Annotated in this window: 23 protein-coding genes; 3 read left to right on the top strand and 20 right to left on the bottom strand. The window is 56.1% G+C overall.

The genetic code is table 11. The annotated features are described in order from the left end of the window. Positions 1 to 290: 290 nt before the first annotated feature. From lgt to KUF54_RS06035, 4 genes are all read right to left on the bottom strand, one after another. The gene (gene lgt, locus KUF54_RS06050) at positions 291 to 1,124 is read right to left on the bottom strand and encodes a prolipoprotein diacylglyceryl transferase (protein ID WP_219345752.1); all 834 of its coding nucleotides are present in this window, start codon (positions 1,122 to 1,124) and stop codon (positions 291 to 293) included. 160 nt (positions 1,125 to 1,284) lie between these two features. Then, positions 1,285 to 2,319 carry a tripartite tricarboxylate transporter substrate binding protein gene (locus tag KUF54_RS06045; RefSeq protein WP_255576329.1) on the bottom strand — a complete coding sequence of 345 codons (1,035 nt, stop codon included), beginning with the start codon at positions 2,317 to 2,319 and terminating at the stop codon, positions 1,285 to 1,287. A gap of 127 nt (positions 2,320 to 2,446) precedes the next feature. Further along, entirely contained in the window at positions 2,447 to 4,303 is a 1,857-nt protein-coding gene (ilvD, locus tag KUF54_RS06040; RefSeq protein WP_219345750.1) for a dihydroxy-acid dehydratase, read from the bottom strand. 137 nt (positions 4,304 to 4,440) lie between these two features. Beyond that, complete coding sequence (locus KUF54_RS06035; protein WP_219345749.1) at positions 4,441 to 4,680, bottom strand: TIGR04438 family Trp-rich protein; 240 nt, start codon at positions 4,678 to 4,680, stop codon at positions 4,441 to 4,443. A gap of 110 nt (positions 4,681 to 4,790) precedes the next feature. On the opposite strand from KUF54_RS06035, the gene KUF54_RS06030 reads away from it, so the two are divergent. Beyond that, complete coding sequence (locus KUF54_RS06030) at positions 4,791 to 5,096, top strand: c-type cytochrome (RefSeq protein ID WP_219345748.1); 306 nt, start codon at positions 4,791 to 4,793, stop codon at positions 5,094 to 5,096. Between the two features lie 109 nt (positions 5,097 to 5,205). On the opposite strand, the gene KUF54_RS06025 is transcribed toward KUF54_RS06030, so the two are convergent. The 16 genes from KUF54_RS06025 to KUF54_RS05950 all read right to left on the bottom strand — a co-directional run bounded on the left by KUF54_RS06025 (position 5,206) and on the right by KUF54_RS05950 (position 23,585). Further along, positions 5,206 to 5,982, bottom strand: a complete 777-nt coding sequence (locus tag KUF54_RS06025; protein ID WP_219345747.1) for an ABC transporter ATP-binding protein — start codon at positions 5,980 to 5,982, stop codon at positions 5,206 to 5,208. A gap of 21 nt (positions 5,983 to 6,003) precedes the next feature. Next, positions 6,004 to 6,717 carry an ABC transporter permease gene (locus tag KUF54_RS06020; RefSeq protein WP_219345746.1) on the bottom strand — a complete coding sequence of 238 codons (714 nt, stop codon included), beginning with the start codon at positions 6,715 to 6,717 and terminating at the stop codon, positions 6,004 to 6,006. After that, a complete protein-coding gene (locus tag KUF54_RS06015) occupies positions 6,714 to 7,400 on the bottom strand; it encodes an ABC transporter permease (RefSeq protein WP_219345745.1) in 687 nt (228 codons plus the stop codon). The genes KUF54_RS06020 and KUF54_RS06015 overlap by 4 nt, the downstream gene beginning before the upstream one ends. Before the next feature lie 71 nt (positions 7,401 to 7,471). After that, complete coding sequence (locus KUF54_RS06010) at positions 7,472 to 8,245, bottom strand: lysine/arginine/ornithine ABC transporter substrate-binding protein (RefSeq protein WP_219345744.1); 774 nt, start codon at positions 8,243 to 8,245, stop codon at positions 7,472 to 7,474. Positions 8,246 to 8,446: 201 nt separating this feature from the next. Next, positions 8,447 to 10,270, bottom strand: a complete 1,824-nt coding sequence (gene typA / locus KUF54_RS06005) for a translational GTPase TypA (RefSeq protein WP_219345743.1) — start codon at positions 10,268 to 10,270, stop codon at positions 8,447 to 8,449. Then, positions 10,267 to 11,259: a tRNA pseudouridine(55) synthase TruB gene (gene truB / locus KUF54_RS06000; protein ID WP_219345742.1), complete on the bottom strand. Its 993-nt coding sequence runs from the start codon at positions 11,257 to 11,259 to the stop codon at positions 10,267 to 10,269. Before truB ends, typA begins: the two co-directional genes overlap by 4 nt. Positions 11,260 to 11,261: 2 nt before the next feature. Further along, positions 11,262 to 11,639, bottom strand: coding sequence for a 30S ribosome-binding factor RbfA (rbfA, locus tag KUF54_RS05995; protein WP_219345741.1), 378 nt, complete (start codon positions 11,637 to 11,639; stop codon positions 11,262 to 11,264). 93 nt (positions 11,640 to 11,732) lie between these two features. Beyond that, positions 11,733 to 14,564 (bottom strand): translation initiation factor IF-2, encoded by a 2,832-nt coding sequence (infB, locus tag KUF54_RS05990; protein WP_219345740.1) that lies wholly within the window; start codon positions 14,562 to 14,564, stop codon positions 11,733 to 11,735. Between the two features lie 23 nt (positions 14,565 to 14,587). Continuing rightward, positions 14,588 to 16,075, bottom strand: a complete 1,488-nt coding sequence (gene nusA, locus KUF54_RS05985) for a transcription termination factor NusA (protein ID WP_219345739.1) — start codon at positions 16,073 to 16,075, stop codon at positions 14,588 to 14,590. An 83-nt stretch (positions 16,076 to 16,158) separates the two neighbouring features. Further along, on the bottom strand, positions 16,159 to 16,737 hold the full coding sequence (gene rimP, locus KUF54_RS05980; protein ID WP_219345738.1) for a ribosome maturation factor RimP: 579 nt from the start codon (positions 16,735 to 16,737) through the stop codon (positions 16,159 to 16,161). Between the two features lie 182 nt (positions 16,738 to 16,919). Beyond that, a complete protein-coding gene (locus KUF54_RS05975) occupies positions 16,920 to 17,300 on the bottom strand; it encodes a thioredoxin family protein (RefSeq protein ID WP_219345737.1) in 381 nt (126 codons plus the stop codon). A gap of 187 nt (positions 17,301 to 17,487) precedes the next feature. Next, entirely contained in the window at positions 17,488 to 17,649 is a 162-nt protein-coding gene (locus tag KUF54_RS05970; RefSeq protein ID WP_199173700.1) for a hypothetical protein, read from the bottom strand. Between the two features lie 198 nt (positions 17,650 to 17,847). After that, positions 17,848 to 19,491 carry an ABC transporter ATP-binding protein gene (locus KUF54_RS05965; RefSeq protein ID WP_219345736.1) on the bottom strand — a complete coding sequence of 548 codons (1,644 nt, stop codon included), beginning with the start codon at positions 19,489 to 19,491 and terminating at the stop codon, positions 17,848 to 17,850. After that, the gene (locus KUF54_RS05960) at positions 19,488 to 20,588 is read right to left on the bottom strand and encodes an ABC transporter permease (protein WP_219345735.1); all 1,101 of its coding nucleotides are present in this window, start codon (positions 20,586 to 20,588) and stop codon (positions 19,488 to 19,490) included. The genes KUF54_RS05965 and KUF54_RS05960 overlap by 4 nt, the downstream gene beginning before the upstream one ends. A gap of 49 nt (positions 20,589 to 20,637) precedes the next feature. Further along, complete coding sequence (locus KUF54_RS05955; protein WP_219345734.1) at positions 20,638 to 21,666, bottom strand: microcin C ABC transporter permease YejB; 1,029 nt, start codon at positions 21,664 to 21,666, stop codon at positions 20,638 to 20,640. A 104-nt stretch (positions 21,667 to 21,770) separates the two neighbouring features. Then, positions 21,771 to 23,585 (bottom strand): extracellular solute-binding protein, encoded by a 1,815-nt coding sequence (locus tag KUF54_RS05950; RefSeq protein ID WP_219345733.1) that lies wholly within the window; start codon positions 23,583 to 23,585, stop codon positions 21,771 to 21,773. A gap of 121 nt (positions 23,586 to 23,706) precedes the next feature. Here KUF54_RS05950 and fabI point away from each other — a divergent pair, with 121 nt between their 5' ends. Further along, positions 23,707 to 24,507, top strand: a complete 801-nt coding sequence (fabI, locus tag KUF54_RS05945; RefSeq protein WP_219345732.1) for an enoyl-ACP reductase FabI — start codon at positions 23,707 to 23,709, stop codon at positions 24,505 to 24,507. A gap of 249 nt (positions 24,508 to 24,756) precedes the next feature. Continuing rightward, positions 24,757 to 25,278 carry a superoxide dismutase family protein gene (locus tag KUF54_RS05940; protein ID WP_219345731.1) on the top strand — a complete coding sequence of 174 codons (522 nt, stop codon included), beginning with the start codon at positions 24,757 to 24,759 and terminating at the stop codon, positions 25,276 to 25,278. Positions 25,279 to 25,335 lie beyond the last annotated feature (57 nt).

The raw sequence follows: 25,335 nt of genomic DNA, 5'->3' as shown, positions 1-25,335 counted from the left end.
GCGCCTTATCAATATTTGAGTGTCAATAAAAGTACGTCGCGAAATCACTCGCGACTCTTAGACTGTTTTCTCAAAAAAGCCCGCATAATCGCGAGCTTTTTTTATTTCTAACTAGCTCTGTCTAGAACTAATGAGGCACATAAGCGGAAAGCTGTCTAGTATCGATTGACTGAACTAACTAGTCCTATGACAGTGGATACGCCAAGTCTGAGGTTGGAGAAAGCTCGTGCCAAAAGGGCGCTATGCCCCGAGGCCTATCTGCATGCTCAAACCCCAGTTAGAACAATGGTTCACGCACTCGTGCGTTTCACCTCATAAGCGGCCTGCTTACCACACCAGGCCCACATGAAGATTCCGCCCGCAATCATGGGAATACACAGCCACTGCCCCATGCTCATGCCCAGCGAGAGAATGCCCAGAAAATCATCCGGCTCACGAAAGTATTCGGCAATAAAACGGAAGGCGCCGTAACCGATCAAGAAGACAGAAGCCACTTGACCCGGTTTGTGCTCTTTGCGGGCATACAGCCACAGGATGATGAACAGCAGCAGCCCTTCCATCAGAACCTGATAAATTTGCGAAGGGTGACGCGGCAGCATGGAGCCGCTTTGCGGAAACACCATGGCCCAAGGCAGATCTGCGCTGGCAAAACGGCCCCAGAGTTCACCGTTGATAAAGTTACCAATACGTCCTGCAGCTAGCCCTGTGGGTACGCAGGGTGCTACAAAATCTGCCACTTCAAGCCAGTTTTTCTTGCGCGAACGGGCGAACCAAATCATGGCGGCGATAACGCCTAAAAGCCCGCCGTGAAAGGCCATGCCACCTTGCCAGACCGCAAAAATCTCTAAGGGGTGCGAGAGGTAATAGCCGGGTTTGTAGAACAAGCAGTAGCCGATACGCCCGCCCACTACTACGCCCAGAACGCCGAGGAATAAAATGTCCTCGACGTCTTTGCGCGACCAGGCGCGATCGCCTGTCATGTATTTAAATGGTGGATGGAGCAGACGTCTGGTTCCCAAAAATAGGAACAGGCCAAACGCTGCTAAGTAAGTCAGGCCATACCAGTGCACGGCCAGCGGGCCAATTTGCAGGGCAACGGGATCAATGTGCGGATACATCAGCATGACAGACATTGTGCCGCAGGCCGATGACTTTTCGGCAAAACCGCTTACGGCTGGAGTGTGACAAATGCAATTTGACGCAAAATCAGCCGCAGCTGCTTATAAATCAATGACAAGCAGCTATTGTTTTTGCTGTGCAAAGCACCGCCCAACCGCAGTGCGATCAACGTACTTTGATCGGCTTCAAGCCCTGCTCTTGAACCATCTGGCGCACGGTACGGTTTGCCTCTTCAATCAAACGAGTCAGATGCGATGGCGCTCCGCCCAAAGCCTTCACATTCATGCTTTGCAAACGTTCCTGCACCTCGGCGCGCTGCAAGGCATCATTCGCAGCTTTGTTCAGCTTGAGAATCACGGCGGGGGGCGTGCCCGCAGGCGCGACGATGCCAAACCACGTAATCGCCAAATCATTAAGATCAGGGTAGCCAAGCTCCGTGAACGTGGGCACTTGAGGTAAGGCAGGCAAGCGCTCTTGCGCAGCCACAGCAAACGGGATCAATCTAGCAGCTGCCACATAAGGTGCTGATGAGGGGTATTGATCGCTGAGTACCTGAGTCTCGCCCGAAAGTGCGCTGCTGACCACCGGGCCTTGGCCCTTGTAAGGAATATGATGCAGCTTGATCTTGAGATCAGCATTCATACGTTCGGCAATCAAGTGACCAATGGATCCCATCCCTGCCGAGCCGATATTGTGTTGCCCAGACTGAGCACGGACCACTGAAACGAACTGCGCATAGTTGTTCACGCCAAGACTAGGATGCACTGAAAACACCGAGGGAATGGACGCCAGCGCCACCACCGGCACAAAGGCTTTGGCCGGGTTCAGCCTTGCTGATTGCGCCAGCATGACGGGGTTGACCACCAGCGTGCTGATAGTACCAAGCCCAATGGTATAGCCATCCGGGGCGGAATGGGCCACAGCTTCTGCGCCCAGCAAGCCGCTGGCGCCTGCGCGGTTTTCTACCACTACAGGCTGACCGAGGCTAGCCTGCATGGCATCGGCCATGACACGCGCCACGATATCGGTGGAGCCGCCGGGCGTGAAAGGTACGACCAGCCTGACAGGCCGCTTCGGATAACGAGCATCGGCCGCATGTACCGCACCTGCGCTCATCAGCGCCAGCAGGCCCCAACCACTGACTTTGCGAGCCAATCCAGCGGTCTTCATGATGAAGGTGCGACGGGTTGGAACGGGCATGGAAATCACTTTCTGACAAGACAATAAAAACAGCCGCGCGACTTGCATCGAGCGGCTGTGAGATTGTCCGTCAGCACGGATGACCGTACTGCGTTCGATGACGAAACACTTGTAAGCTAGCGTCGATTTAGTCGAGCAAAGTCAGGTCACGCACGGCGCCCGTGTCGGCACTGGTCACCAGCTTGGCATAAGCCTTGAGCGCAGCAGAAATTTTGCGGGGACGAGCCTCGGCAGGCTTCCAGCCCTTGGCGTTTTGCACTTCGCGGCGCGTTGCCAACTCTTCGTCGCTGACCAGCATGTTGATGCTGCGGTTCGGGATATCGATGCGAATCTTGTCGCCGTTTTGCACCAAGCCAATATTGCCGCCAGCTGCCGCTTCAGGCGAGCAGTGACCAATCGACAGGCCAGAAGTGCCGCCAGAAAAGCGTCCATCGGTCAGCAGCGCACAAGCCTTGCCCAAGCCCTTGGACTTGAGGTAACTGGTGGGGTACAGCATCTCTTGCATACCGGGGCCGCCCTTAGGGCCTTCGTAGCGCACGATGACCACATCACCCGCCTTGACCTTGTCGGCCAAGATGTTGGCCACGGCTTCGTCTTGCGATTCGACCACATGGGCCGTGCCTTCAAACACCAAAATGGATTCATCCACACCCGCAGACTTCACCACACAGCCGTTCAGAGCAATATTGCCGGTCAGCACAGCCAGACCACCTTCGTGGCTGAAAGCGTGCTCGTAAGAACGGATGCAGCCTTCAGCGCGGTCCAGATCAAGGCTAGGCCAGCGAGTGCTTTGGCTAAAAGCCACTTGCGTTGGAATGCCTGCGGGGCCCGCCAGATAAAAGTGCTTTACCGCTTCGTCTTGCGTGACAGTGATGTCCCACTTCGCCAGCGCGTCAGCCATGGTCTTGGCATGCACGGTGGGCACATCCGTGTGCAGCTTGCCTGCACGGGCCAGCTCACCCAGGATGGCCATGATGCCGCCAGCGCGGTGCACGTCTTCGATGTGGTACTTCTGGGTGTTGGGCGCGACCTTGCACAGCTGGGGCACGACGCGCGAGAGGCGGTCAATGTCAGCCATAGTGAAGTCAATCTCTGCTTCTTGTGCAATGGCCAGCAAGTGCAAGATGGTGTTGGTGGAGCCGCCCATGGCGATATCCAGCGTGATGCAATTCTCGAAAGCCTTAAAGCCTACCGAGCGCGGCAGCACGGTTTCGTCATCTTGCTCGTAATACTGCTTGGCCAGCTCGACTATGCGGCGGCCTGCGCTCAAAAACAGTTGCTCGCGATCCGAATGGGTAGCGACTACCGTGCCGTTACCGGGCAGGGACAGGCCCAACGCTTCGGTCAAGCAGTTCATGGAGTTAGCGGTGAACATGCCCGAGCAAGAACCGCAGGTGGGGCAAGCCGAGCGCTCAACCTGAGCGACTTCTTCATCGCTAAAGCGCGAGTCGGCGGCGATGACCATGGCATCCACCAAATCGAGCTTCTTGAACTCGATCACCTTGGTGTCGGGGTTGGCCAGCTTGGTTTTACCCGCTTCCATGGGGCCGCCGGAGACGAAAATCACCGGAATGTTCAGGCGCATGGCGGCCATCAGCATACCGGGAGTGATCTTGTCGCAGTTGGAGATACACACCAGCGCATCGGCGCAATGGGCGTTGACCATGTACTCGACCGAGTCGGCAATCAGGTCGCGGCTGGGCAGCGAATACAACATACCGTCGTGGCCCATCGCAATACCGTCATCCACCGCAATGGTGTTGAACTCTTTGGCCACACCGCCGGCTTTTTCAATCTCACGTGCGACCAACTGGCCCATGTCCTTCAGGTGTACGTGACCGGGGACAAACTGGGTGAAGGAGTTGGCAATGGCGATGATGGGCTTGTCAAAGTCGCCATCTTTCATGCCAGTGGCACGCCACAGGGCACGCGCACCAGCCATATTGCGGCCACCAGTGGAGGTTTTGGAACGGTATACAGGCATGGGTTCGCTCTTAGACGTTATCGAGGAATGAACCTCAGATTATGACCCAGCCCTGCAGCAAGACTTCATGCAGCATCGCAACCGCCAAGAGGCAAGCGCCTACAGAACATCGTCAATAACGATGCCTAAGAACCCACTCAGCGACGGCGCTGGCCCGGAGTCAAGCCATTTTTCTGGCGTTCAATGCGATCTTGCTTGCGTATGTCCATTTTTTCCATAGCTTTGCGTTTGGTGTAGCCAGACGCATCTGCCCAAGACCACCAAGCCACGGCCGAGCCATAGACGCCCAAAATAACCCACCAGCTCCAAGTCGCCACAGGGCCAACTTCAGCGTACTTGAGCAAAGATAAAACTATCGCCAGACCTAATAAATACATAAGAACTCCCACTCTCAAATTGTCAAAATAGTGACTGCATCCAAGCGCATGCAGTGCAAGCTCTACAATGCGCTAAAAATTGAACTTTAACCTGCCCCCGGAAACTCATGATGAAGCAAACACTAATCGCTATCGCACTGTCCGCAGCAGCCATTGCTCCTGCCATGGCCGACCAGGCTTTGGCCCAGTCCAAGAATTGCATGGCCTGCCACTCCGTCGATAAAAAGCTGGTTGGCCCATCATTTAAGGATGTGGCAGCCAAGTATGCCGGTCAAAAAGACGCCGCTGACAAGCTGGCCGCCAAGATCATCAAGGGTGGCTCTGGCGTGTGGGGCCCTATCCCCATGCCTGCTAACCCGCAAGTCAACGATGCTGACGCGAAGAAGCTGACCACATGGTTGCTGGCACTGAAGTAATCTGAGCCACATCAAGGCGCCGAAATACAGCAGCGCCCCACTAAAAAAACCGCATCGGCTTGGCCCATGCGGTTTTTTGTTTTTCGCCTATTAAAGCGTGACTCGCTCTTTACTTCAAACTGCCAGAAAGAAACTTGGCCAATCGCTCGCTTTGCGGGTTGCGCAGCACTTCACGCGGATCGCCCTGCTCTTCAATCAAGCCTTGGTGCAAAAAGACCACGTGGTTAGAGACTTCGCGGGCAAAGCCAATTTCATGGGTCACCACCACCATGGTACGCCCCTCCTCAGCCAGCACCCGCATCACGCGCAGTACTTCGCCAACCAATTCGGGGTCCAAGGCGCTGGTGGGCTCGTCAAACAGCATTACCTCAGGCTCTACAGCCAGCGCACGAGCAATGGCTACGCGCTGCTGTTGTCCGCCGCTCATATGGTTGGGCCAAGTATCTTCGCGCCCTTCCAAACCCACCAGCTTGAGATATTTGCGGGCGCGCTCAACGGCTTCGTCCTTATCAAGGCCTAGAACCTGAACAGGGGCTTCGATGATGTTTTGCATCACCGTCTTATGTGCCCACAGGTTGAAATGCTGGAACACCATAGCCAGCTTGCTGCGCAAATGCTGTAGTTGCTTGGGGTCCACAGGCTCTAGCTCACCGCTGCGGCCCGCTTTGAGCTTGAGCTCTTCACCGGCCACAACGATGCGCCCTTGCTGAGGCTTTTCCAGCAAATTAATGCAGCGCAGCAGCGTGGACTTGCCAGAGCCTGAGCTGCCAATCAAACTGAGCACATCGCCAGCTTTGGCGGTCAGAGTGACGCCTTTGAGCACATGGTTGCTGCCATAGCTCTTGTGGATGCCTTCTGCTTGAAGCTTGTATGCAGTGGATGTCATGGATTCGAAACAGAGTCTTAGTTATTGCGCACGCGGTGCCAAATAGGCGAGAAAGCGCTTTTCCAGCAAACGGAAAGTGCCGATCAGTGCAAACGTCACGCAAAGATAAATTACGGCAGCCGCCAGATAGGCCTCAAACGGCAAGTAAAAGTCGGAGTAAATGCGACTGGCCACGGCAGTCACATCGGTGAGAGCCGGTACCACGCTGGCGAGGCTGGTCGAGTGCAGCATCTGCACCACCTCGTTGCTGTAAGGAGGCAGCGTGCGCCTCATGGCACTTGGCAGCACGATGCGACGCATGATCTGAAAGCGGCTCATTCCCATCGCTCGCGCGGCCTCGACTTCGCCCGGCGAGGTCTCGCGAATCGCGCCAGCCAGCATCTCGCCTGTATAGCCTGCGTTGTTAAGCGCAAACGCCAGCAAGGCGCAAAAGAATGGCTGCTTGAAATAAGTCCAAGGCCAGACCTCATCCCAACGCGCCTGAATCCATTCCAGCTGCCCCAGCCCGTAGTAAATCAGATAGACCTGAATGAGCAGCGGCGTGCCGCGAATAAAGTAGGTGAAAGAGCCCGCCAGTTTTCTCAGCCACCAGCTGCGGCTGGTCAGTGCCAAAGCCGTGGCGATGGCCAGCACGAAACCAATCGCCAGGCAGGACAGCAGCAGCCACAGCGTGGTGAACAAACCTTGGCCGTACATTGCCAGATGCTCTGGCTGAAAAATAATGTCCCAGCTCATAACTGCACCTTGTCAGTGCCTAGGCTGTAACGCGCATTCAGGCGCTTAAGCACCCATAGCGACATACTGGTGAAGACTAAATACAAAGCAGCAGCAAACAGTAAAAAAACAAAAGGTTGGCGCGTGGCCGCACTGGCTTGCTTAGCCAGATAGGTCATATCGTGCAAACCAATCAGGCTGACCAGCGCCGTGGCCTTAATCAGCACCAACCAGTTATTGGTGTAACCCGGCAAGGCATAACGCACCATTTGCGGCAGCGTAATGCGCAGAAATGTCTGCAGCGGACTCATGCCAAAAGCCCAAGCGGCTTCCATCTGCCCACGCGGAATTGACAGAATCGCAGCGCGAAATGTCTCCGTCATATAGGCGCCGTAAATAAAGCCCAGAGTGGCAACACCGGCGACAAAGGGGTTCAAGTCCAGCACAAAGTCTGAGCCCATGGCTTCAAACAAACTGTTAATTCCAATCGCTGCACCATAAAACACCAGCAGCATCAGCACCAGTTCAGGAATGCCACGAATCACCGTGGTGTAGAGCGTTGCACCCCAGACCAGGGGTCGCTTGTTCGAGAGCTTAGCGGTTGCACCCAGCAAACCTAAAACCGTAGAGACGCACAAAGAGGCGATGGACACAGCCACCGTCAACAGCGCTCCGTTCAGGATAGATAAATAGTAGTCACTCATTCGCGCAAAAGCTTGATGAAACAAAGCCCGCAGCCGTTAAACGCACTGCGGGCAAGTAGGCGCTTTAGGACTTAGTTCCCGTACGGGTCAAAGTCAAAGTACTTCTTTGCAATGGTGTTGTATGTACCGTTGCTGCGAATTGTCTTGATGGCCTTGTTAACCTGTTCCTTCAGGTCTTTTTGACCCTTGCGCATGCCGATGCCAATGCCGTCGCCGTAGTACTTGGTCTCGTACTGGTCAGCGCCCACATAGCCATAGTCCTTGCCTTCAGGCTTGCGCAGGAAGCCGCCATGCACTTCCACCTTATCAGCCACGGTGCCATCTAAACGGCCGGCCTTGATGTCCAGATAAACTTGGTCTTGCGCCTCATAAGGCACAACCGTCACGCCTGCAGGCTTGAGCTCACCCATGGCCCACTTCTCTTGCGTGCTGCCCTTGAGCACACCAATGCGCTTGCCCTTGAGGGATGCAGGGTTGGCGTATGCCGTGCCCTTCTTCACCACAATAGCGCTAGGCGTTTTGTAATAGCGATCTGAGAAGTCAATCACGCGCTTGCGCTCTTCCGTGATCGACAACGAGCTGACCACCACATCGTATTTACGCGCTTGCAAGCCGGGAATCATGCTGTCCCAGACCTGTTCCACAAACACGCAATTGCGCTTCATTTCAGCGCAAATAGCATTCGCGATGTCCACGTCAAAGCCCGTGGGCTTGCCGTCGGCTGTCTTAAACGTAAAGGGCTCGTAGGTTGGGTCGATTGCCACCTTCAGATCCGCGGCCTGGGCGGTAAAAGCAAAAGCGCTACTGGCAGCAATCAAGGCCATGCTCAACATTTTGGGGGTCATATCGCTCCTAGATAAGTTCAAACCTGCTGGAAATGCAGGATGCGTGCCACTTTATGATAGGGATTCTAGAAGCCCACTCTGTCCGAGCAAGGTCCATTACCCTTAGTCCAGCCGATACTCTACACATCAAACCCATCGCTTCTGCCCTGGCACAAACAATAAAAGGCCCCGAAGGGCCTTTTATGACATTGAACGAGTCAATTAGTCGCGCGAAGCACGCTTGCGCTCGGCCTCACTCAGGTGGCGCTTGCGCACGCGCAGGCTGGTAGGAGTGATTTCCAGCAATTCGTCGTCTTCGATGAAGTCAACGCCGTATTCCAGCGACAGCTCGATAGGAGGCGTGATCTTGATCGCGTCTTCCTTACCGGACACACGGAAGTTGGTCAGCTGCTTGGTACGCGTGGCGTTCACGATCAGATCGTTGTCACGGCTGTGGATACCCACAATCATGCCTTCGTACACAGGGTCGTTGGCCTTCACAAACATGCGACCACGGTCGTCCAGCTTACCCAGGGCGTAAGTGAAAATCTCACCGTTGTCCATGGAGATCAGCACGCCGTTCTTACGGCCGCCGATGTCACCCTTATGGGGTTCGTAGCTGTCAAAGATATTGGCGATCAAGCCGGAACCACGTGTCAAGTTCAAGAACTCGTTGGTGAAACCGATCAGGCCACGGGCAGGAATACGGTATTCCAGACGGACGCGACCGCGGCCATCGGATTCCATGTTCACCAGCTCGCCCTTGCGCTCGCCCAAAGCTTGCATCACGCCGCCTTGATGAGACTCTTCGATGTCAGCAGTCACCAACTCGATAGGCTCGTGCTTCACGCCGTCGATCATTTGCATCACAACGCGGGGCTTGGACACTGCCAGCTCGTAGCCTTCGCGACGCATTTCTTCCAGCAAAATAGTCAGGTGCAGTTCGCCGCGACCCATCACTTCAAAGATACCGTCTTCGTCGGTTTCCTTGACCTTCAAAGCCACATTGGAGCGCAGTTCCTTTTGCAGACGATCCCAGATTTGACGGCTGGTCACGTACTTGCCTTCGCGACCTGCCAAAGGCGAAGTGTTCACGCAGAAATTCATGGTCAGGGTCGGCTCGTCAATCTTCAGCATCGGCAGAGGCTGAGGATTCTGAGGATCGGTCACGGTCTCACCGATACCGATGTTTTCAATACCGCTGATCAGCACGATTTCCGAAGGACCAGCTTCGGTAGCTTGAATGCGATCAATACCTTGGAAGGTGTGAACTTGGTTGATCTTGCCGGTGTAAGGCTTGCCTTCAGGACCCGCCATGAGCATCACTTGCTGACCAGGCTTCACAGTACCTTGAGTGATACGGCCAACGCCAATACGGCCCACGAATGTGGAGTAGTCCAGCGCGGAAACTTGCATCTGCAGGGGAGCCGAAGCATCACCTTGAATCGCAGGCACGTGTTCCAAAATGGTGTCAAACAGGGCGGACATGTCCTCGCCCCACTTTTCACCAGCAACGCCTTCTTCCTTGGACGACCAGCCGTTGATACCGGAGGCGTACACAACAGGGAAGTCCAGCTGCTCGTCAGTAGCACCCAGCTTGTCGAACAAGTCAAACGCCAAGTTCACCACCTTATCGGGGTTTGCACCGGGCTTATCAACCTTGTTCACCACCACGATAGGACGCAGGCCCAAAGCCAGCGCCTTCTTGGTCACGAAACGCGTTTGGGGCATAGGGCCTTCTTGCGCATCGATCAACAGAACCACGCCGTCAACCATGGACAGAGCACGTTCGACTTCACCACCGAAGTCCGCGTGACCGGGTGTGTCAAGAATATTGATGTGAGTACCTTTCCAAGAAACAGCACAGTTCTTGGCCAAGATAGTGATACCACGCTCGCGTTCGATGGCGTTGTTGTCCATCACGGTGTCAACGACTTTTTCGTGCTCGGCGAAAGTGCCCGACTGGCGCAGCAGCTGGTCAACCATGGTGGTTTTGCCGTGGTCAACGTGCGCAATGATCGCGATATTGCGGATTTGTTTGCTCATAGTGTTTCCAAAATGCCGCTTGCTTGTGGGCGCGGCTTTACTTCCAAAATTTGTTGAATTTCTAGCGGACTGAGCAGACGCTCGGGGATCAACTCCCCGCTCACCACACGGCCTACCCCCAAAAGGGCATGCGGGCGCTCACCATACACCGCGACAGCTGGGGCATCTGCCCAAGTCCCCCGTCGGCGCAAACCTGATGAATAGCGTCCTGCATCCTCTTCACCCAAGGTGACGACGGCATGACGATGCAGTAGCGACTCCACAGGGGCAACCTGCGCAACTCGCTCTTCATCATTCATGGCTTCAAGCGCTTCCAGCGTCACGCAGCGCGAGATATCAAGACCACCCGTTTCCACTCGGCGCAAAAAACGCAAATGGGCGCCACAGCCAAAGGCCTCGCCCACGTCTTCGCCCAAAGTACGGATATAAGTGCCCTTGCTGCAGGTCACTCTCATCTTGATAGCTGGATACCCTTGATCATCCTGCACCAGCGTCAGATTCAATGCATGAATTGTGACATCTCGTGCTGGGCGCTCCACTTCAATACCCGCGCGGGCATATTCATAAAGTGCCTTACCGTCTTTTTTCAAAGCACTGTGCATGGGTGGCACTTGCTTAATAGCGCCTGTGAACTGCGCCTGCACTTCAGCCAGACGTTCTGGCGTGATGGAGGCCAGATCGACCGCACGTTCCAGCACCACATCTCCTTCGGCATCTGCCGTGGTCGTGGTCTGGCCCAAGCGGGCGATGGCTTCATAGGTCTTTTCAGCTTCAAGTTGAAGCTGACTGAATTTAGTTGCAGCACCAAAGCACAGCGGCAAGATGCCACTGGCCAAAGGATCAAGCGTGCCTGTATGCCCGGCCTTTTCGGCGCGAAGTAGCCACTTGACCTTCTGCAAGATATCGTTGCTGGACCATCCCAGCGGTTTGTCGAGCAGCAACACCCCATGCACGGGGCGCCGCTGCACCCGTGTGCGAGGGGCGTTCATGCTTAGTCTTGTTCTGGGCCGCGCGACGCTACAGCCTTGGCGATCAAGGCGTTCATGTCGGAGGCTTGTTCTGTCGTACGGTCGTACACAAAATGCAGCGTTGGCACAGTGTGAATGTGCAAGCGTTTGAACAGGCCATTGCGCAGAAAGCCTGCGGCCTGGTTGAGTGCACTCAGCGTCACTTCAGGATCACCGATGAGCACGCTGAAAAACACCTTCGCATGGGCATAGTCAGGAGTTACCTCCACGCCTTGCAGCGTGACCATACCAATACGCGGGTCCTTCAACTCGCGAGCGATCAGCTCCGACAGATCGCGTTGGATCTGGTCAGAAACTTTGAAGCTGCGATTGGGTGCAGCAGATTTACGTTTGGTTGCCATGAATAAAAAGAGCTCGGCGCGCTTGAAGAACAACGGGTTTGAAGCATTTTATGCCTCAAACCCTTGTAGAACATGCGCTAGCAGCTATCGCTTTTACAGCGTACGAGCGATTTCCTTGATCTCAAAGACTTCCAGCATGTCGTTTTCTTTGATGTCGTTGTAGTTGCGCAGCTTGATACCGCACTCGAAGCCTTCCTTGACTTCCTTAACGTCATCCTTCAAACGGCGCAACGATTCGATCTCACCTGTGTAGATGACAACGTTATCGCGCAGCAGACGGAAGTGCGCACCGCGGGTGATATGACCCTGCGTGATGTACGAACCTGCAATGGTACCAATCTTCGTGGCCACGAACACGGTACGGATTTCAGCCATACCAATGATCTCTTCACGCTTCTCAGGAGCCAGCATGCCGGACATCGCAGCCTTCACTTCATCTACAGCATCGTAAATGATGTTGTAGTAGCGAAGATCGACACCGTTGCCTTCGGCTGTCTTACGAGCCTGGGCATCTGCACGGACGTTGAAGCCGACGATGATGGCCTTGGAAGCCAGCGCCAAGTTGACGTCGGATTCGGAGATACCGCCCACGCCGGAGTACACCAGCTGAACCTTGATTTCCTCGGTCGACAGCTTGAGCAAGGAGGCAGCCAGTGCTTCTTGCGAACCCTGCATGTCGGCCTTGATGATGATGGGCAGAGTCTGCACATCGCCAGAAGTCATTTCGGCAAACATGTTTTCCAGCTTGGCGGCTTGTTGCTTAGCCAGCTTGGTGTGACGGAACTTACCAGCACGGTAGGTCGCGATTTCACGGGCACGGCGTTCGTCGCTCAGCACCATGAAGTCGTCACCCGCCATAGGAACTTCATTCAGACCCTGAATTTCTACAGGGATAGAAGGACCTGCAGACTTAGTCTGCTTGCCGTCTTCGTCCAGCATGGCGCGAACGCGGCCGTAGGTCTGGCCAGCCAGCACCACATCGCCCACCTTCAGCGTACCGGACTGCACCAGCACCGTAGCCACGGTACCTCGGCCCTTATCCAGTTGAGCTTCGATCACGATACCCTTGGCTGCGGCGTCCACAGCGGCCTTGAGTTCCAGCACTTCGGCTTGCAGCAGCACTTGCTCCAGCAACTCGTCAATGCCTTGACCGGTCTTGGAAGACACAGCGATGAATGGAGAATCACCACCGTATTCTTCCGGCAGCACCTCTTCAACCACCAACTCTTGCTTTACGCGATCGGGGTTTGCATCGGGCTTGTCAGACTTGGTAATGGCAACCACGATAGGAACACCAGCCGCCTTAGCGTGCTTGATCGCTTCCTTGGTCTGAGGCATCACGCCGTCATCCGCAGCAGCCACCAAAATCACGATATCGGTGGACTTAGCACCACGAGCACGCATGGCCGTGAAGGCCTCGTGACCCGGAGTATCCAAGAACGTCACCATGCCGCGAGGCGTGTTCACGTGGTAAGCACCAATGTGCTGAGTAATACCACCGGCTTCGCCCGACGCAACCTTGGTGCGACGGATGTAGTCCAGCAGCGAAGTCTTACCGTGATCCACGTGACCCATGACGGTCACCACAGGAGCGCGGGAGATCAACTCCGCGTCTTGGTTAGAGACTTCTTCGTTCGTGAAGACTTCCAGTTCATCCAGCGCTGCCACCTTAGCGGTGTGACCCATTTCTTCCACCACGATCATGGCAGTGTCTTGGTCCAGCGGCTGATTGATGGTGACCATCTGGCCCATCTTCATCAGAACCTTGATCAGCTCAGATGCCTTAACAGCCATCTTGTGCGCCAATTCGGACACAGTGATGGTTTCGGGCACCGAGATTTCCAGCTGACGGAACTCAGGAGCTTGTTGCTGCTGTTGATCGTTGCGCTCATTGCCACGACGGCCACCACGTGGACCACCGCGCCAGTTGGAACGACCCACACCACCGGAGCTATCGCCACGGGTCTTGAGTTCTTTCTTCTTGCCTGCGTCGTTAGACCAGCTCGAAGCCAGCTTTGCAGACTTAACTTCCTTGCCAGGACGTGCAGCGGCATTAGCACCAGCACCTGGAGCGCCGGCAGGCTTAGCGCCATCCTTAGCAGCAGGCTTTTTGGCATCGGCAGCGACAGCAGCAGGAGCAACCTTCTTAGGTTCTTCCGGCTTCTTGGCGACCAACACCTTCTTAGGTGCAGCCATCATGGCGCGAATAGCTTCGGCCTCAGCCAAAGCCTTGCGGCGACGCTCGTCCAAATCCTTAGCGCGAGTGGCTTCTTCGTCGGCCTTGGCCTTAGATTCAGCTTCGGCCTTGACTCGGGCATCTGCCTGAGCGGCTACACGAGCAGCCGCGCCAGCAACATGCCCGCGCTTTTCTTCTTCCTTTGCCGCTTTGGCTTCAGCTACCTTGGTAGCTTCGGCTGCAGCATAAGCAGCAGCACGTTCCTCTGCTTCACGCTCACGGCGTTCGCGCTCTTCGCGCTCTAGACGTTCCTTGGCCAATTCTTCTTCCTGGTGACTCAACTGCTCAACCTCGCGGCGAGCGTCTTCTTCACGGCGTACCAGCTCTTGAGTAGCAGCACGCACTTGCACAGCCTTGGCCATGCTTTCCGCATTGGCCTGAACTTCTGCGGGTGTATCTTCACGCTTCACAAAAGTGCGTTTTTTGCGCACTTCCACTTGAATCGTACGAGCGCGGCCCGAGGAATCCGCCTGCTTGATTTCGCTGGTGGATTTCTTGGTTAGCGTAATTTTTTTGGCGCCGCTGTTATGGCTACTCTGCAGGTGACTCAGCAAACGCTGCTTGTCACCTTCAGTCAACACATCAGCCGCATTAGCCTTGTCAACCCCAGCTGCCTTGAGCTGCTGCAGCAAGGAATCAGGGGTCGTATCGCGTTCTTGCGCAAATTCTGCAACCGTATTACTCGACATAAATGCTCCGAACCTCCCTGACCTTACTCTTGCCCATCAGTAAACCAGTGCTCACGCGCCTTCATGATCAAAGCCTTGGCTTCATCAGCAGTCTGACCGGTAATTTCGGTCAGCTCGTCGATGGCCAGATCGGCTAGTTCATCACGGGTGTGCACATCAGCTTGCGCCAGCTTGTCCAACAATTCGGACGTAATACCGTCCAAAGACAGCAGATCTTCAGATGCCTTGCTCACATTTTCTTCGCGAGCGATTTCTTGTCCCAGCAATGCATCTTTAGCGCGGCTACGCAGCTCGTTTACCGTCTCTTCGTCGAAGGATTCAATTTCGAGCATTTCCTGCAGAGGCACATAGGCCACTTCTTCCAGAGTCTCGAAACCTTCTTCGATCAGGATGTTGGCGATATCCTCGTCCACATCCAGCTTCTCCATGAACAGCTTGCGTGAGCCAGCTGACTCATCAGCCTGCTTTTGGGCAGACTCGACAGCGTCCATGATGTTGATTTTCCAGCCGGTCAACTCGGAGGCCAGACGCACGTTCTGACCGCCACGACCGATGGCGATGGCAAGATTTTCTTCATCCACCACCACGTCCATGGCATGCTTTTCCTCATCCACAACAATGGAGGAGACATTTGCAGGAGCCAAGGCGCCAATCACAAACTGGGCGGGGTCTTCAGACCACAGCACGATATCCACGCGCTCGCCAGCCAGTTCGTTGGTCACACCATTCACACGGGTACCACGCACACCCACGCAGGTGCCAATGGGATCCACGCGCTTGTCGTGACTGACAACAGCAATTTTCGCACGGCTACCAGAATCACGAGCGCAGCTCTTGATTTCCAACAAACCTTGCTCGATTTCCGGGACTTCATTGCGGAACAGTTCCACCATGAACTCAGGGGCCGAACGCGACAAGATGATAGGAGCGCCGCGCAGTGTGGCGTCTACTTCCATGATCATGGCGCGCACACGGTCACCGCTGCGCAGATTTTCCTTAGGGATCATCTCGCCGCGCTTGAGGCGACCTTCCACACGACCGGATTCGACAATGATGTCGCCCTTGTCCATGCGCTTGACGGTGCCTGTGAAAATCTTGTCGCCACGAGCCAAAAACTCGTTGAGCAGCATTTCGCGCTCGGCGTCACGGATTTTCTGCAAGATGACCTGCTTGGCAGCCATAGCGCCAATACGGCCAATCGGCACAGACTCAATCTGCTCTTCAATGAACTCACCGACTTCAATGCCGGGGACACGGTCTTCCGCGTCCATCAGCATTTCTTCGGCTTCAGGGTTTTGCAGACCGGCATCGTCAGCCACAACCACCCAGCGGCGGAAGGTGTCGTAGTCGCCGCTTTCGCGATCGATGGACACGCGGATGTCTACTTCACCTTGGTACAGCTTCTTGGTGGCTTGGGCCAGTGCGGATTCCACGGCACCAAAAACCAGATCGCGCTCAACGTTCTTCTCGCGCGAAATGGCTTCAACCAACATCAACAGTTCGCGATTCATGCGACGACTCTCCTATTTCAATCACGCAAAGAGGAAATGGCTTTCAGCCTCTTTGCCCCAGAAAATTCAACGCTCCAGCCATCTTATTCAGACTTGGCAGCGCGCCCTTTGAAACTCACAATCGGTGCCAGACGCACGTCACGCAACTCATCTAACGTAAAGCCCATCACGTTCATCGGTGCAGGCTCACGTTTTTTGCTCACGCGCACGCCTGGCTTGGGAGGAGGCTCATCTGTCCAGACGAGCTGCCAACCACCCTCTTCAGAACGCTCCAGCGTGCCACGAAATTTTTTGCGATTTGCATTGATTTTTTCACCGCCAGCTGCCCCAATCGGAGCCTTGAGCGTCAAGTCCACCTCAGAGCCTTCAAAACGAATGAAGTCCTGCTCGTGGCGCAATAAACGATCAATACCTGGAGAAGAGACCTCCAGACGGGCGTAATCCGCGCCATCAACTTCCAAAGCGAACTGGAGCTGACGCGTGACTTTTTCGCAGTCTTGCACTGTCACGTACTGATCGGGCAGCTCAGGCGCGCCCTCCTCAGGCGCTTGCCAAGGCAAATCAATCGTGATGCGCAGCAGTCCACCCGCTGTGCGTTCAATTTCGACCAAGTCATAACCTAGACCTGTCACGGTTTGTTCAACGATTTGCTGTAGTGCCACGTGTATTCAGTTCAATCCCGAAAAATATTCGTCAAATCATGGACTTAGCACTGTTTAAAACAGATTTAGCCATGAATTGCCCAAAAAAAACGGGCGGTAATTACCCGCCCGTTTGGTCGTGAAGCCGTGATTGTAGCCTCAAACCATTGTTTTCGCAAAAAGTAGCTCGCATAAATCAGCGGTCAGCGCAAGACTTCCTGCAAGTCATGCGCCTGTAATACACGCTGCAGCAAATCCTGCGCCTCTTTTACATCCGCAGGCTTAGCCGCAGCATCGTGCTGCATAGACTCAAGCATACGTGCCAAGACACCCGTCTGCGGCAATACAGGCCCGAGAAATTTAGCCTGACTGCCGCGCGCCACCAGAATCGATGGAAAAGTTTCTACATCTAGATCGCCAGCGACGTCTTCGCGGTCTTCCACATCCAGCCAGACAAAACGCATTTGTGGAAACTGAGCAGCGAGATCCTTAAAAGACTGCTCATATTGCTTGCAGGTACCGCACCAAGCTGCACAAAGGCAAACAACCCACCATGCATCGGGCTTTGTATTTTCTTGTGTCATTTCAAAAATTCTCAACCTACTTTGGCTCAGCCCTTTGACTAGTCATCGCTATGGTAACGACATCTTGATGCCTTCAGATCAGCAACAGATATGCCGTGCTCAGGAGCGCAAAAAACAAAAAAGCCCTCGCACGTAAGTGACGAGGGCTTTTTTTGCAGAACCACGCAAGCGCGGCCTACTGCAGCAATTAACCGTGGCGCTTGCCAGCTTGCTTCTTGCTGCGAGTGTGCGAACCACGCTCCAGGCTCACGCGCTGACCACGACCTTGCGTGGGCAGAGTCACGCCGTTAGGCGCTTGGGGACGGGGAGTGGCCTTGCGGTCTGCTTCGGTAACGATCTTATTGCCCATGTCGAGTTCTCAATTGGTCGGTTGAAAAACAGCAATTAGGCCACAGCCAGAGAATTCGCGCCAAACAAATACATGTTTTTGAGTACGGATTCAATGTTTTTCATGCCCAAAGCCCCAAATCAAGGCCTCAGATTGACCTCAAACTCAATTATTTAGCGCTTCAGTCATTACCCAACAAGCACCAAACGCTATCAATTTTTACTTCCCAACGGCTTGCAAGTCTTCTCCAACCGCCTCAACCAGCTGGCGTGTATAGGCCTGCTGTGGTGCCTGTAGAACTTGCTGCACAGACCCCTGCTCCACAATCTGGCCGTCCTTCATCACCAGCACCTCATGGGCCATGGCGCGAATCACATCCACATCATGGGTGATAAGCAGATAGGCCAGCCCGCGCTCTTTTTGCAGCCTCTGCAGCATCGCCAGCACCTGCTGCTGAATAGTCACGTCAAGCGCGCTGGTGGGCTCATCAAGCACCAGCACCTCGGGCTGCATGATGAGCGCACGCGAGATGGCCAACCGCTGCCGCTGCCCGCCCGAAAACTCATGCGGATAGCGCTGCAGCAAGCCGGGGAACTGCGCATCGGTCATGCCCACCTCGGCCAGCATTTTCAGCACACGCTCACGGCGCTGGTCGGCGCTTAACTCTGGGGCGTGGATTTGCAGACCTTCGCCCACGATTTCTTCCACCGTCATGCGAGGTGATAGCGACGAGAACGGGTCTTGAAAAACCACCTGAATTTTGCGACGCAGTGCCAAGTTAGCGGTGCTGTTGCGAATGGCCGGCTGCTGCCATTGCTTGCCCGCCACCTGCAACTCGCCCCCATAAGGCAGCAGCCCCAGCACGGCCTGCGCCAGCGTGGATTTGCCTGAGCCAGATTCGCCAATCACACCCAGCGTGCGGCCGCTCTTGAGCGCCATATCCGCGGCCTTGACCGCAACGAAGGCCCCTTTTTTGAACCAGCCCCGAATACCCGGCAGCGGCGTGGCATAGCTCACTTGCAGCGCTTTGGCCTGCACCACATCCAGCGCATCGGCCGGTAGAGCCCCATCATTCACATCGCGCACGGGCTTGCTGGCCAGCAGCTTGCGGGTATAGGCATGCTGCGGGTTTTGCATGACAGCGGCCACAGCGCCCTGCTCAACCAGCACGCCTTTTTCCATCACCGCCACACGGTCGGCAAAGCGGCGCACCAGATTCAGGTCATGCGTAATCATCAGCACGGCCATGCCGGTCTGGCGCTGTAAATCAGCCAGCAAATCCAGAATCTGGCCGCGCAGCGTCACATCCAGCGCCGTGGTGGGCTCATCGGCCAGCAGCAGGCGCGGGCGACTGGCCAGCGCCATGGCGATCATGGCACGCTGGCGTTGCCCGCCACTGAGCTGATGCGGATAGCTTTGTGCTCGGCGCTCTGGCTCGGGTATGCCCGTCGTGGCCAACAACTCCACTGCCTGCTTAAGTGCCTGCGCCTTGCTCAGCGCCTGCTTGAGTTGTAGCACCTCGGCCACCTGATCGCCCACAGTCATAAGCGGGTTCAGCGCCGTCATCGGCTCCTGAAAAATCATGGCGATATCGCCGCCGCGCACAGCCTGCATCTCGCGTTCTGAAAGTCGTAGCAGGTCGCGCCCGTCTAGCAAGCACTGGCCGCTTAATTGAGCATCACCCACCAGTCGCAGCAAAGACAGAGCTGTGACGGATTTGCCCGAACCCGACTCACCCACCAGCGCCAGCTTTTCACCGGCAGCCATGTCAAAACTCACGCCCTGCACCACGCTCTTGCCCGCAAAAGACACGCTCAGGTCGCGCACTGAAAGCAATGTGCTCGTCTTATTGAGCTCGCTCATGGCTTGCCTCCCCCGCTCTTAACCGCAGCGCTCTTTGCCTGCTTGCGCGGGTCCAGCGCATCGCGCAGGGCGTCACCCATAAAGGTCAGCAGCAGCAAGCTGATGACCAGCACGGCAAAGGTGGACAGCGAAATCCACCACGCATCAATATTGTTTTTGCCCTGACTGAGCAACTCACCCAGACTGGGCGTGCCGGGTGGGACGCCCAGCCCCAAAAAGTCCAGCGACGTCAGCGCCAAAATGGCCCCGCTCATGCGGAAGGGCAGAAAGGTGATCACCGGCGTCATGCTGTTGGGCAGAATGTGGCGAAAGATGATGGAGCGATTGCTGGCACCCAGCGCCTGCGCAGATTTGACATAGTCCAACTGGCGATTGCGGAAGAATTCGGCGCGCACATAGTCGGCCAGACCCATCCAGCCAAACAGACTAAGCAAGACCAGCAGCAGCGACACGCTGGGCGCAAACAGCGCGCTGAAGATGATGAGCAGGTATAGCTCGGGCATGGAGCCCCAGATTTCTGAAAAGCGCTGAAAGGCCAGATCGATCTTGCCGCCAAAAAAACCCTGCACCGCCCCGGCCAGCACGCCCAGCAGCACACCCACCACCGTCAGCGCCAGCCCGAACAGCACGCTGACACGAAAGCCGTAGATGAGCTGTGCCAGCAGATCACGCCCCCGGTCGTCCGTGCCCAGCCAGTTATCGGCCGATGGAGCCGATGGGTTGGGCGACTTGGCAAAATAGTTGATGGTGGCCTTGCCGTAGCGGTTGATGGGGAAGATGGCCCAGTTGCTGCCCTCGCTCAGCTTTTGCTGAATAAAGGGATCGAGATAGTCCGTGGGTGTATGAAAGTCGCCGCCAAAGGTGGTCTCGGGGTAGTCATTGAGCAGCGGCAGATAGGTCTGCCCCTCATAGCGCACGATAAGAGGCTTGTCGTTGGATAGCACTTCTGCAAACAAGCTGAGCACGACCAGCACCGAAAAAATCACCAGACTGACAAAACCCAGCCGGTTGGATTTGAAGCGCCGCCAAGCTCTGCGCCCCGGCGATTCTGACGGGGCTGCAGGCGCTGAGGGCACGGCTTTTACTCCTGAATTCATAGCTTCTAGTGCTTGTACCATATTGGCTTGAGGCTCATTTTTCATGAAATCAGTCAAACTTGACCCGAGGATCAACCCATACATAGCAAAGATCGCTGATGAGCTTGGTCACCAGCCCAATCAGCGTGAACAAATACAGCGTGCCCAGCACCACGGGAAAGTCGCGGCGAATCACGCTTTCGTAGCTGAGCAAGCCCAGTCCATCGAGCGAGAACAGCGTCTCGATCAGCAGTGCCCCGGCGAAGAAGGCGCCAATAAAGGCAGACGGAAAGCCGGTGACGATGGGAATCAGCGCATTGCGAAACACATGCTTGTAGAGCACTTGCCGCTCGCTCAAACCTTTGGCACGCGCCGTCAGCACATATTGCTTGCGGATTTCTTCAAGAAACGAGTTCTTGGTCAGCATGGCCGTGACGGCAAAACTACCCGCCACCATGGCTGTAATGGGTAGCGCGATGTGCCAGAGGTAATCGACCACCTTGCCCATGGCGCTGAGTTCATCAAAGTTCGATGAGGTCAGCCCCCGCAGCGGAAACCATTGCAGCTGACCGCCAAAAACCACCAGCAGGGCCACGCCCAGCACAAAGCCGGGGATGGCATAGCCAATCAGGATGAGCACCGTGGTGGCCAGATCAAAGCGCGAGCCGGCACGCACAGCCTTGGCAATACCCAGCGGCACGGCGACCAGATAGCTGATAAAAAACGTCCACAAACCCAGACTGATGGAGACAGGCAGTTTTTCTTTGACCAAGGCCCACACGCTTTTGTTCTGGAAAAAACTGGTCCCCAGATCAAAGCGCGCAAACTGGCCCAGCATCTGCACAAAGCGTTCAACGGGCGGTTTGTCAAAGCCATACAGGGCCTTGATCTCTTCCAGCCGCTTGGGGTCCACACCTTGCCCGCCGCGGTAGCTCATGGATGCACCTTCCACTCCGCGCCCCGCGCCAGTCTTGGCTTCTGCCAAATATTGCTCTACAGGGCCACCGGGCACAAACTGAATAACGATAAAGGTCAGCAGCAGCACACCCAGCAGCGTGGGAATCATCAGCAAGATGCGTTTGAGAATATAGGCAAACATTTTCGATCAACCCTTGTTTTCGACCGCAGCGCCGTGCTGCCCCAAGCAAGGCCAGCCCCCTTGGGGGGCAGCGACCCGTGCAACGGTGGAGCGTGGGGGCCACATTACTTGGCCCAGCCGGTATAAACCACCCACATCTCACCGGGCGAATAAGGTGGAATTTTCCCCGGCAGGGCCAGTCTCCAGTCGTCATACACCATTCGGTGCTTGCCCGAGAAGTACTGCGGAATCAGGTAGTGGCCGTGCGCGATGATGCGCTCCAGCGCGTGGCAGGCGGGCAGCATCTGCTGCTCAGATTTGGCCGACGCCATCTGCGCGATGATGTCGTCAACCGCCTTGCTTTTCAGGCCCACATAGTTAGATGCACCTTCGATATCAGCGGCGGCACTGCCGAACAGCTCCGCATATTCCTGACCCGGGTTGTGCGTGCCGGGCACGTTCAGCGTCACGATATCGAAATCGTATTTGTCCATGCGCTGCTGGTAGAGGGCGTAGTCCACATTACGCACCTTGAGCGTGATGCCCAACTTTTCCAGATTGCGCATCCAACTGCTCACCGCCTTGATGCCGCCTTCGCCGCTGTCCAAATATTCGATCTGCATGGCCTCGCCAGCGGCGTTGCGCAGCGCCCCGTCTTTGACGCTCCAGCCTGCATCGGCCAGCAGCTTTTGCGCGCGGCGCAGATTTCCGCGCAAGCCCTCGCCTGTATCGGTGCGCGGCGGCTGGGCCATAGGCCCCAGCGTGGCGGGCGGCAAACTGCCTTTGTAGGGCTGCAGCAGCGCCAGTTCCGCCTCGGTGGGCTCGCCTTGGGTCTCGCAGGCAGTGTTGCCAAACAGGCCATGCACGCGCTGGTAGGCGCCGTAGAACATCTGGCGATTCATCCACTCATAGTCGTAGGCAAGGCCCAGCGCCTCGCGCACGCGCACATCTTTGAGTTGCTCGCGCCTTGTGTTCAAGAAAAAGCTCTGAAAGCCCGAGGGCAGCTTGTTCTCAAACTCACCCTTGACCAGCTCGCCCGAGTTAAAGCGCTTGCCCGTCAAGCGCCGCGCCCAGTCGCCTGCGCTGTTGATGCGCATCAGGTCAAACTCGCCCGCCTTCAGTGCCTCAAGCCGCGCCGTTGCGTCTTTGTAGATCTTGATGGTGATGCGATCAAAGTTGGCCTGCCCCACGCGCACTGGCAGTGAAGCGCCCCAGTATGAAGCGTCGCGCACATAGGTAATGTCTTTGCCAAACTTGACTGGGCCAATTTTGTAAGGGCCGCTGCCAATCGGTATATCCGTCACCACCTGATCAAAAGGCTTGGGCTTGCCATTCGCATCCAGCCCCCAGTCGCGGCTAAACACCGGCAGGGCGGCACCCACGGTCAGCGGCAAATCCCGATTGGGCTTTTTGAAGCGAAAGCGCACCGTGCGCTCATCGAGCACATCGCAGCCATCCACCTCGGTAAATAAAGTCTTGTAGCCGGGCGATGCGTATTTGCTCAGCAGCGTCTCATAGCTGTGCTTTACATCCTGCGCCAGCACCGGCTTTCCGTTGTGAAAGCGCGCCTGCTTGCGCAGCCTGAAGGTGGCAGACAGGCCGTCGGCCGCCACATCCACATCTTCAGCCAGCAGGCCGTAGCCCGTGGCCGTTTCATCAAGGCTGGGCGCGAGCAGCGTCTCCAGCAGCATGTCCCCCACGTAGGCGGGCGGCGAGCCTTTGATGGTGAAGGGGTTGTACTTATCAAAGGTGGAGTAACGCAGATTACTCACCATGCGCAACTCGCCGCCCTTGGGGGCCGCGGGGTTCACATAATCAAAGTGCTTGAAATCCGCCGCATACCGCGGCTCGCCCCACAGTGCATAGGCATGTGCCGCCCAAGCTGGCGTGGCAACTTGGCTGCAGGTAATCAGGGCTGAACAAATCATCCAATGGCGCATGCGACAATTCTGCCCTAGCTAGGCTGACTATCGGTCAGTTCCTACGGATACGTTTTTAAAGATAGCGCCGCCGCCACAGGTGGTGCAGTCCCCCTCTTAATATTTTCTCTGGAGATCAACAATGGGTTTTCTCACCGGTAAAAAGCTGCTGATCACGGGCGTTCTGTCCAACCGTTCCATCGCCTACGGCATCGCCAAGGCCTGCCACGCACAAGGCGCAGAGCTGGCTTTCAGCTATGTGGGTGAACGCTTCAAAGACCGCATCACCGAGTTCGCTGCCGACTTTGACTCCAAGCTGATTTTTGATTGCGACGTGGGCAGCGACGAGCAAATCGACAAGATGTTTGCCGATCTGGGCGCCGCTTGGGGCAAGTTTGACGGTTTTGTGCACTCCATCGGTTTTGCCCCCCGCGAAGCGATTGCCGGCAACTTCCTCGACGGTCTGTCGCGCGAAAACTTCCGCATTGCCCACGACATCAGCGCCTACAGCTTCCCTGCCATGGCCAAGGCTGCTATGCCGCTGCTCAACGACAAGTCCTCGCTGCTGACCCTGTCGTACTTGGGCGCCCTGCGCTCCATCCCGAACTACAACACCATGGGTCTGGCCAAGGCATCGCTGGAAGCTTCTGTGCGCTACCTGGCTGAAGCCGTGGGCCGCACCGAAGACGGCCGCGCCATCCGTGCCAACGGCATCTCCGCCGGCCCCATCAAGACTTTGGCCGCCTCGGGCATCAAGGACTTCGGCAAGCTGCTGGGCCGCGTGGCCGATGCATCGCCCCTGCGCCGCAACGTGACCATTGAAGACGTGGGCAATGTCGCCGCTTTCTTGCTGAGCGACTTGGCATCGGGCGTGACCGCCGAGATCACCTATGTGGACGGCGGCTTTAGCCAAACCGCAGGCCTGTCTGCCGATCAGGTCTAAGCGGCTTGCGAAAGTCTCTGACTAAGCCTTAAAAGTTGACACTTCCAAAGCCCCGCAGGTACGCAAATACCTGCGGGGCTTTTTATTTGACAATTTATTTGCTACCTTGTTTTTCGCTGCGTGTTTTGCGTTTAGTGTTTTTCGCCATGCACAAGGCATCACCGCCCTCGCCCTACAAGCGCAGCCAAGCACAGCAGCTATGGTTAAAAAGTATTTTTAAGCCCAATCAATATTCATAAGGAGCTTTTCATGTCATTGCGTTTTGTACTTCTCGCCCTCTCCACCGCAGCACTGGCAGCGTGCAGCACTACTGAGCCACAGCAAGCGCAGGCCATCGCCAAGCTGCAAGCCACCTCGGGCAGCAATGTCAGCGGTGATGTGAAATTTACCCAAAAGACCGGCCAACAGGTCGTTATCAGCGCCGTGGTTCGCGGCCTCAAGCCCAATTCTGAGCATGGCTTTCACATTCACGACAAAGGCGACTGCGCAGACAACGGCAACGCTGCTGCGGGTCACTTCAACCCCATGGGCAACCCCCACGGCAAATACGACTCCACCCAGCACCATATGGGCGACCTGCCCAGCCTGAAGGCGGATTCCAACGGCGTGGCCACCGTCAATGTGCAGTCCCGCGACATCACCTTGTTGGCGGGCCCCGGCAACGTGATTGACCGCGGCCTCATCGTCCACGCCCAAGCGGATGACTACACCACCCAGCCCACAGGCAACGCCGGCGCCCGCATTGCCTGCGCCGTGATTACGCGCGATTGAGGCAACTCACCCCCTCACAAAGCCGCAACCCACAGGTCGCGGCTTTTTTATGCCTAA

The organism is Comamonas sp. Y33R10-2 (genome assembly GCF_019355935.1).
GTDB lineage: Bacteria > Pseudomonadota > Gammaproteobacteria > Burkholderiales > Burkholderiaceae_C > Comamonas.
This window is presented reverse-complemented; position numbering and strand designations above follow the sequence as displayed.

Coding starts and splice junctions, on each gene's coding strand:
- rbfA (WP_219345741.1), bottom strand. CDS start 11,639: ATGGCAACCAAACGTAAATCTGCTGCACCCAATCGCAGCTTCAAAGTT.
- KUF54_RS05940 (WP_219345731.1), top strand. CDS start 24,757: ATGTCATTGCGTTTTGTACTTCTCGCCCTCTCCACCGCAGCACTGGCA.
- KUF54_RS05955 (WP_219345734.1), bottom strand. CDS start 21,666: ATGTTTGCCTATATTCTCAAACGCATCTTGCTGATGATTCCCACGCTG.
- KUF54_RS06020 (WP_219345746.1), bottom strand. CDS start 6,717: ATGAGCTGGGACATTATTTTTCAGCCAGAGCATCTGGCAATGTACGGC.
- ilvD (WP_219345750.1), bottom strand. CDS start 4,303: ATGCCTGTATACCGTTCCAAAACCTCCACTGGTGGCCGCAATATGGCT.
- nusA (WP_219345739.1), bottom strand. CDS start 16,075: ATGAATCGCGAACTGTTGATGTTGGTTGAAGCCATTTCGCGCGAGAAG.
- truB (WP_219345742.1), bottom strand. CDS start 11,259: ATGAACGCCCCTCGCACACGGGTGCAGCGGCGCCCCGTGCATGGGGTG.
- KUF54_RS06025 (WP_219345747.1), bottom strand. CDS start 5,982: ATGACATCCACTGCATACAAGCTTCAAGCAGAAGGCATCCACAAGAGC.
- lgt (WP_219345752.1), bottom strand. CDS start 1,124: ATGCTGATGTATCCGCACATTGATCCCGTTGCCCTGCAAATTGGCCCG.
- KUF54_RS05965 (WP_219345736.1), bottom strand. CDS start 19,491: ATGAGCGAGCTCAATAAGACGAGCACATTGCTTTCAGTGCGCGACCTG.
- KUF54_RS06015 (WP_219345745.1), bottom strand. CDS start 7,400: ATGAGTGACTACTATTTATCTATCCTGAACGGAGCGCTGTTGACGGTG.
- KUF54_RS06010 (WP_219345744.1), bottom strand. CDS start 8,245: ATGACCCCCAAAATGTTGAGCATGGCCTTGATTGCTGCCAGTAGCGCT.
- KUF54_RS05960 (WP_219345735.1), bottom strand. CDS start 20,588: ATGAATTCAGGAGTAAAAGCCGTGCCCTCAGCGCCTGCAGCCCCGTCA.
- KUF54_RS06035 (WP_219345749.1), bottom strand. CDS start 4,680: ATGTATTTATTAGGTCTGGCGATAGTTTTATCTTTGCTCAAGTACGCT.
- infB (WP_219345740.1), bottom strand. CDS start 14,564: ATGTCGAGTAATACGGTTGCAGAATTTGCGCAAGAACGCGATACGACC.
- typA (WP_219345743.1), bottom strand. CDS start 10,270: ATGAGCAAACAAATCCGCAATATCGCGATCATTGCGCACGTTGACCAC.
- fabI (WP_219345732.1), top strand. CDS start 23,707: ATGGGTTTTCTCACCGGTAAAAAGCTGCTGATCACGGGCGTTCTGTCC.
- KUF54_RS06030 (WP_219345748.1), top strand. CDS start 4,791: ATGAAGCAAACACTAATCGCTATCGCACTGTCCGCAGCAGCCATTGCT.
- KUF54_RS05970 (WP_199173700.1), bottom strand. CDS start 17,649: ATGGGCAATAAGATCGTTACCGAAGCAGACCGCAAGGCCACTCCCCGT.
- KUF54_RS05975 (WP_219345737.1), bottom strand. CDS start 17,300: ATGACACAAGAAAATACAAAGCCCGATGCATGGTGGGTTGTTTGCCTT.
- KUF54_RS05950 (WP_219345733.1), bottom strand. CDS start 23,585: ATGCGCCATTGGATGATTTGTTCAGCCCTGATTACCTGCAGCCAAGTT.
- KUF54_RS06045 (WP_255576329.1), bottom strand. CDS start 2,319: ATGCCCGTTCCAACCCGTCGCACCTTCATCATGAAGACCGCTGGATTG.